This is a genomic window from Actinomycetospora sp., assembly GCF_055612215.1.
In genome coordinates, this window is the sequence record NZ_JBVPVA010001073.1 from 1 (window position 1) to 5253 (window position 5253).

Below are 5253 nucleotides of genomic sequence, written 5' to 3' on the forward strand. Positions count from 1 at the left end.
TCGACGCTCACGGCTCCGAGGTCGTGGGTGTGCGCGTGCCCGCCGAGCCGGTCCTCCGCCTCGAACAGCGTGACGTCGTGCTCGCGCTGCAGGACGTAGGCCGCGGTCAGTCCGGAGACGCCCGCCCCGACGACGGCGACACGGTCACGAGGCACGGTCGGGCTCCTTGCGCAGGCGGGCTACAGCGGGACGGCCAGCCCCTCGGGAGCGCCGGCCGCCATGGCGTTCGCGACGGCCTCGTCGAACGGTTCGAGTCCCAGCGCGCCGAGGGTGAACCGTGCGACCAGACCGTGCCACTCCCCCGCCCGGCGCAGCATCGCGTGCCCGTCGCCGTGCACGTCGAAGCGGGCGACGCGGTCGCTGATCCGCGCGACCCGCGTCGCGAACGCCAACGACGCCCGCGGATCGGTCATGCGCTCGCGGTCGCCGTGCGCGATCAGCAGGGTCTGCCCCCGCAGGTGGTCGGTCGGCTCGTTCCCGCCGAGCCACGGCGCGAGGGCTGCGACCCCGACGACGTTCGGGTCCCCGCCCGCCCGCAGCGCCGCCCGCGCGCCCATGGAGTGCCCGACGAGGACGACGCGGACGTCGTCGCCGTGCCGGCGGCGCACGTCGTCGAGGGCCCAACGGGCGTCGCGGACCGGGTCGAGATCGGGCTCGTTCCACCCCCGCACCCGGTAGCGCAGCAGGGACGTCTCCACCCCGCGGGGCGCGCCGCTCCGCGCGATCGCCTGGCCGAACGGGACCATCCGCACGTGGGAGAGCAGGAAGCCGCCGGCGTCCTGGTGGCCGTCGGGGCGCCCGCCGTGCAGCACGAGCGCCACGCCCGCGGTGCCGCTGCCGTGCGGGATCGCGGGCTCGAGGCGGGGCAGCGTCGTGGTGGAGCTCGACCGGAGGAAGGGCAGGGTCACGGATCCATGGTGCGTGCGCCGCGCCGCCGACGTCGGGTCGCGGGCCGCGGTGTCGTCGGGGTCACGGCCGGACCGCGGTGGCACAGTGCGCCCGAACCGCTCCCCGCGCCCCGACGAAGGTCCGGCGAGGACACCGCCGACTCCGGGCCGCGCCCGGGAAGGGACTCCACACATGAAGGCCGGCGACCACGCCCCCGACTTCACCCTCTCCGACGACCAGGGGCGCGAGCGCACCCTCTCGGGCCTGCTCGCCGACGGTCCGGTGGTCCTGTTCTTCTACCCGCTGGCCTCCTCCGGGGGCTGCACGCAGGAGAGCTGCCACTTCCGCGACCTGGCCGCGGAGTTCGCCGAGGTCGGCGCCCAGCGCGTCGGCATCAGCGCGGACTCGGTGGAGAAGCAGCGCACGTTCTCCGAGAACAACGCGTTCGACTACCCGCTGCTCTCGGACCCGAAGGGCGTCGTCGCGAAGCAGTTCGACGCCAAGCGGTCCTGGCTGCCGGCGCTGCCGGTCAAGCGCAAGACGTTCGTCATCGACACCGACCGCACGGTGCTCGAGGTCATCTCGAGCGAGATGCGCTTCGACGAGCACGCGGACAACGCGCTCGCCGTACTGCGCGAGCGGGCGGCGGCGTAGCACCTCACCATTCGGGCGCGTGGGCGATCGAGTCGACCGCGATCCGGATGATCAGCCTGGTCCGGCCCGGCCCCCCGAAGGCCGGGTACGGCCGGCCCAGGTAGCGCTGGGAGAGCTCCTCGATGTGCTCGGCGCCGCCCTCGGTGGTCGTCTCCACGACGTGGCCGCGCACGCCCCAGTACCGCGCGGGCTGGTCGGGGTCCGCGACGTTGACCGCCACCCGCGGGTCGCGGGCGACGTTGCGGGCCTTCTGCATGCCCTCGACGACGTTGACGACGATGTGCTGGCCGTCGGTGTCGACCCAGGTCTCGGTGAGCTGCGGGGACCCGTCGGGCATGACGGTCGCGACGAAGCAGGGGGCGGGGCGGCGCAGCAGCGCCACCAGCCCCTCGGGGAGCGTGACGGACACGGGGTGGGTTCTCCTCAGGTGGCGCGGGCCGGGGCGGAGCCGGGCGGCAGGGGGAAGAAGCCGGACGTCCGCTCGACGTACTCGGGGTAGCCCGGACGCGAGGACATCGACTTCTCGGTGAGCTCCTTGCCGGTGACCCCGATGAGCAGGTAGCTCATCAGCACCGGCCCGACGATCGTGACCAGCCCGGCCGGGTGCCCGCAGGCGACGACGAAGATGCCCCACCAGACGCAGAAGTCGCCGAAGTAGTTCGGGTGGCGGGTGTAGCGCCAGAGCCCGGAGTCCAGGACCGTGCCCTTGTTCTCCGGCTTCGCCTTAAAGCGCGCCAGCTGGGCGTCGCCGACGGACTCGAACACGAACCCGACGAGCCAGATCACGGCCCCGATGACGAGGACCGCCGTGACGGTGGAGGTGCGCACCATCGCCGCGAGGACGGGCAGCACGACGACGACCATCACGCCCATCTGCGGCACGTAGACCTTGCGCAGGACGTGGGCGGTCACCGCGCCGGGCGGGTGGTCGTCGCCCAGCATCTCGGCGTAGCGCGGGTCCTCGCCCTTGCCGTGGTTGCGCCACGCGATGTAGATCGCGAGCCGCAGGCCCCAGACCACGGGCAGCACCAGCGCGACGAGGCGCACCAGGTCGTTCCCGACGCCGAGCAGCCCTGAGGTCACGTAGGCCGCGACCGCCACGAGGACGAAGCCCAGGCCCCAGGTCACGTCGACGACGCTGTGCCGACCCACCGCGCGCGCGACCACGAGGGTGGCGGCGAAGGCCACGACGACGACGGCGACGGCGACCGCCAGCAGGATGCCGGCGGCCGCCCAGTCGAAGCTCATGAGGCCGGAGTATCCGCGCCGATCGCCTCGGCGGCGCCGGAGCGTGCCGCGGGCTCGAACGACGCGCGCGTCGCCGGCATCCCGGAGCGGCCCGTCGCCGTGGGCCGGGCCAGCAGGATCTGGTCGACGCCCATCCGGTTCTCCTCGAACGCCAGCGCGGCGCCGACGAGGTAGAGCCGCCACATCCGCGCGCCCCGCTCCCCCGCCAGCGCGACCGCGCGGTCCCAGTTCGCCTCCAGCGTGGCGATCCAGGCCCGGCACGTCGGCACGTAGTGCTCCCGCATGACGTGGACGTCGCGGACCTCGAGCCCGGCGCGCTGGAGCAGCGTGAGCGTGTCGCCCACCGGCCGCATGACCATGTCCGGGGTCACGTAGGTCTCGATGAACGCCCCGCCGCCGGGGTGGTCGCCGGGCCGGCGCGACATCTGCTGCACGAGCGCGCGGCCGCCGGGGTGCACCGCCCCGAACAGCGTCGCGGCGAACGTCGGGTAGTTCCCGTCGCCGACGTGCTCGCCCATCTCGATGCTCGACACCGCGTCGAACGAGCCGTACTCCTCGACCTGTGCGGCGATGTCGCGGTAGTCGACGAGGTCGACCTGGACGCGGTCGGCGAGACCCTCGGCGCGGATGCGCTGGTTGACGTGGTCGCGCTGCTCGACGGCGATCGTCACCCCGCGCACGTGGGCGCCGTAGTGCTTGGCCGCGTGGATGGGCAGCGAGCCCCAGCCGCACCCGACGTCGAGCAGCGTCGAGCCCGGCCGCAGGTCCAGCTTGCGGCAGATCATGTCGAGCTTGGCGTCCTGGGCGGCCACCAGGTTCTCCGTGGTGGGCGGGGCGGCGAGGTCGGTCCAGTAGCCCGACGAGTAGGCCATGCTCTCGTCGAGGATCAGCTCGTAGAAGTCGTTGCCGGCGTCGTAGTGGTGGGCGATGACGGCGCGGTCGCGCCGCTTGGAGTGCAGGCGCGCGAACCGCGGGAGGGTGATCGCCTCGGGCGGCGGCGCCGGCTTCGGGCCCAGCAGGCCGAGCCGGGCCGCGGTTCCGACGAGGCCCGGCAGCTCGCCCGGCCGCGGCCGCCGGGTCGTGATCGCGCCGTCCCGGAAGAGGCCCCACATCGCGGCGAGGCCCGCACCGAGGTCGCCGTCGACGTCCAGGTCACCGGACACGTAGGCGTGCGCGAGCCCCATCTCGCCCGGCTGCCACAGGAGGCGCCGCAGGGCCCGGCGGTGGTTGATCACGACGACGGGTGCGCCGGAGTCGGCCGGCGCGCCGGCCTCGCTGCCGTCCCAGGCGCGGATGCGGACCGGGAGTCCGGTGTCCCCGTGTCCGCCGCGCTTCGTCTCCCCCTCGCCGGGTCGAGCGCCGCTGCGCTTCGTCTCCACGAACGCCCCGATCGCCCGCGCCACCCGTGCTGCTGCCTGACCCATGTCCCGACGATCGCCCTCGGCGCCCGAACGGTTCGACGGGGGCGGCCCGGGTCACGACCCCTGCGGAGATCACCGGGACGCCACGGCTCCGCACGCGCCCGGTCCGGGATCACAGGGTCCTGATGATCATGACGTGGCCCCGCCCGGGGTAACTACTCATGCGGGCGGGGCGGACGGCACGACATGATCCGGGGCATGAGCTCACGGCCCGACGACGCGACCGGCCCCTCCCCGCTCGCGGCGCCGCCCCCGGACCCGGCGACGACGGCCGAGGTGACGACCGAGGTGAAGGCCCCGGTGAAGGCCGAGGTGCCGGCCGGGGACCCGCCCTCGCTGCGCGCCCACCCCCGGGTCCGCCGGATCACCCAGGGGCACGACGCACGCCCGCCGGGCCGGGCGATGCGGCTGTGGCGCAAGCTGGCGATCTGGGTGCTCTACCCCCGCCTCGACCGCGGCTTCGGCTACGGGTTCGCGATCGATCTGCTCTGGCCGATCCTCATGGCCGTGGCGCGCTGGGACTACCGCGGCGGGCGGCACGTCCCGGCCTCGGGCGGGGCGCTGCTGGCGGTCAACCACCTCACGCACGTCGACCCGATCGTGCTGGTGTCCTACTGCATGGCCCAGGGGCGGGTGCCGCGGTTCCTCGCGATGAAGGAGCTCTGGGGCATGCGCGTCGTCGGTGCGCCGCTGCGCGGCGGGCGGCACATCCCGGTGGACCGCAAGGCCTCGGGCATCGAGGCCTACCGGGCCGCGGTGGACTCGGTGAAGCGCGGGGAGCTCGTCGTCGTCTACCCCGAGGGCGGGTTCCCGTACGAGTCCGACGGCTGGCCGCAGAAGGCCCACACCGGCATCGCGCGCATGGCGCTGGCGACCGGCGTGCCGGTGATCCCCGTGGGGCAGTGGGGGTCGAACCACCTGCTCCCGCCGACGGCGAAGGTCGGCACGCTGATCCCCCGCGCCACGCTGCGGGTCCTGGCCGGCGAGCCCGTCGACCTCTCCGACCTGGTCGGCAAGCAGGGGCAGCGCACGGCCCTCCAGG

7 protein-coding genes are annotated in these 5253 nt (G+C 74.2%); 2 read left to right on the forward strand and 5 right to left on the reverse strand.

The genetic code is table 11. The features are described from left to right. On the reverse strand, positions 1-155 hold a 155-nt coding region (locus AC0CYZ_RS28990; RefSeq protein ID WP_472221581.1), incomplete at its 3' end, for an FAD-dependent oxidoreductase. A gap of 24 nt (positions 156-179) precedes the next feature. Next, positions 180-908: an alpha/beta hydrolase gene (locus tag AC0CYZ_RS28995; RefSeq protein ID WP_472221575.1), complete on the reverse strand. Its 729-nt coding sequence runs from the start codon at positions 906-908 to the stop codon at positions 180-182. A 172-nt stretch (positions 909-1080) separates the two neighbouring features. Here AC0CYZ_RS28995 and AC0CYZ_RS29000 point away from each other — a divergent pair, with 172 nt between their 5' ends. Further along, entirely contained in the window at positions 1081-1542 is a 462-nt protein-coding gene (locus AC0CYZ_RS29000) for a peroxiredoxin (RefSeq protein ID WP_472221576.1), read from the forward strand. A 4-nt stretch (positions 1543-1546) separates the two neighbouring features. On the opposite strand, the gene AC0CYZ_RS29005 is transcribed toward AC0CYZ_RS29000, so the two are convergent. Genes AC0CYZ_RS29005 through AC0CYZ_RS29015 form a run of 3 tightly spaced genes read right to left on the reverse strand, consistent with a single transcriptional unit; the run spans position 1547 to position 4214 of the window. Then, complete coding sequence (locus tag AC0CYZ_RS29005; RefSeq protein ID WP_472221577.1) at positions 1547-1951, reverse strand: PPOX class F420-dependent oxidoreductase; 405 nt, start codon at positions 1949-1951, stop codon at positions 1547-1549. Positions 1952-1965: 14 nt separating this feature from the next. Further along, complete coding sequence (locus AC0CYZ_RS29010) at positions 1966-2790, reverse strand: DUF1295 domain-containing protein (protein WP_472221578.1); 825 nt, start codon at positions 2788-2790, stop codon at positions 1966-1968. Next, positions 2787-4214, reverse strand: coding sequence for a class I SAM-dependent methyltransferase (locus tag AC0CYZ_RS29015; protein ID WP_472221579.1), 1428 nt, complete (start codon positions 4212-4214; stop codon positions 2787-2789). Before AC0CYZ_RS29015 ends, AC0CYZ_RS29010 begins: the two co-directional genes overlap by 4 nt. 195 nt (positions 4215-4409) lie before the next feature. Between AC0CYZ_RS29015 and AC0CYZ_RS29020 the strand changes: the two genes are divergently transcribed. Continuing rightward, on the forward strand, positions 4410-5253 hold an 844-nt coding region (locus AC0CYZ_RS29020), incomplete at its 3' end, for a lysophospholipid acyltransferase family protein (RefSeq protein ID WP_472221580.1).